The sequence below is a fragment of the Haloferax profundi genome (genome assembly GCF_001469865.1).
Lineage (GTDB): Archaea > Halobacteriota > Halobacteria > Halobacteriales > Haloferacaceae > Haloferax > Haloferax profundi.
In genome coordinates this window covers 1-1,697 of record NZ_LOPV01000183.1, presented here as the reverse complement: position 1 = coordinate 1,697, position 1,697 = coordinate 1, and the positions used below count along the sequence as shown (strand labels likewise).

General features: G+C 63.1%; 1 protein-coding gene. It reads left to right on the top strand.

Annotated features, from left to right (window positions below; all coding sequences use genetic code 11):
- Positions 1-288 precede the first annotated feature (288 nt).
- On the top strand, positions 289-1,515 hold the full coding sequence (locus AUR66_RS09905; protein WP_058572276.1) for a hypothetical protein: 1,227 nt from the start codon (positions 289-291) through the stop codon (positions 1,513-1,515).
- Positions 1,516-1,697 lie beyond the last annotated feature (182 nt).

Below are 1,697 nucleotides of genomic sequence, written 5' to 3'. Positions count from 1 at the left end.
GCTTCACCACTCGCGTTCGGTTCAGGACTCGTGAGCCGCAGCACTCGTGGCGGGTTCCCCCCTTCTCTCATTTCGGACACACCGCCTCGACGACGAGGAAGCCGCAGGCGACCCACGTCCTCGGGTGCTTCGGTCACCGCCGACTTCTGCCGGGAGATTCGCGTCGAAAATCGGCAAAATCGACAGACGAAAGCCCGATTTCGAACTCGTTGAATGGCGTGAAATTCGGCGAAAACCGAAGTCACGGTTACCTTACTTTACTGTAGTAGGGTTAGAATGGGTGGTTGCATGCGCGGCAGCAAACTCACCACAGCAGTCATGGTCATTGCGATGCTGACCGTCGCGATGGTCCCCGGGACCGTCGGTGCGGCGACCACCGACACGTCCCTCCAGGTCGACGTCACGCAGGACGTCGAGACGGGCAACGCGACAGTGACCGTGACACAGAACGAGACGGCCGTCGAGAGCGCGACGGTCTCCGTCGTCGAATCGAGCGTCGACTACAGTGCGAACAACACCACGTACACGACGGACGCGAACGGCACCGTCGAACTCCCGAACCCGGACGAACGCGTGAACGTCACGCTGGACGTCACCGCAGGTGACGGAAACAACACGACGACCACGTCCGTCGAGAGAGAACTCGTCCCGCACGACGAGTCCCTCGACGTCAGCGTCGAGACCGACGACGCCAACGACACGGTGACCGCCACCGTCACGCAGTACGAAGAGTCGGTCGAGAACGCGTCGGTGCAGGTCAACGGGAGCGACTACGACAACACCACGTACACGACGGACGCGGACGGCACCGTCGAATTCGCGGAACCGGTGAACACGACGAACCTGACGTTCGTCGCGAGCGCGAACGACGAGACGGCAGAGACCACCGTCAGCTTCGAGGCTGACGACCTCTCGGTCGCTGTCGACCAAGACGAAAACGCGAGCGTCGTCGTCACCGTGACCGAAGACGGTGACGTCGTCGAAGGCGCGAACGTCACGGTCACCGGCAACTACACCGACGCGGGTGACTACGAGACGGACGAGAACGGCACCGTGCACCTCGCCGACCCGCTCGAAAACGTCACCATCGACGTGACCGCCGAGTACGACGGTCAGACCGCCGAGACGACTGCGACTCTCCAAGGCGAAGTCGCCGAAGACGACCCGTTCGGGGTGCTCGTCAGCACGTTCGTAGAGCGCCTCAAGAGCACCGCGGGCGACGGCCCGATGGGACAGGCAGTCTCCGACTTCGTGACCGAGAACAACCCCGGTAAGGCCGACGAGAAACGTCCTGAACACGCCGGCCCGAAGGACAAAGACAACGGCAAGAACGGTCAGGCCGCCGAGAAGGGCGGAAACGACGACAAGCAGGGCCCGCCGGAGCACGCAGGTAACGACGACAAGAAGGACGACGACGAGGAAGAAGAAGAGAGTAGCAGCTCCACCGAAGAGGACGACTCTGAGGACGACTCCGACTCCAACGGCCCGCCGGAGCACGCGAAGAAGGGCAAGTAAGTCGCGGCTGCGGATTTCTCTTTTCGTACGAATACCGAACCCGGAGCGGCAGCACTGTGACTCGGAACCGTGCGGCTCGGCTGCTCACTCTCGGGGGTCTATCAGTTCGACGTCGACGCCGCCGAGTGCGCCGACTCTCGCCGCCGACACGTCGAATCGTTCGACGGCGAGGCTCGCACCGG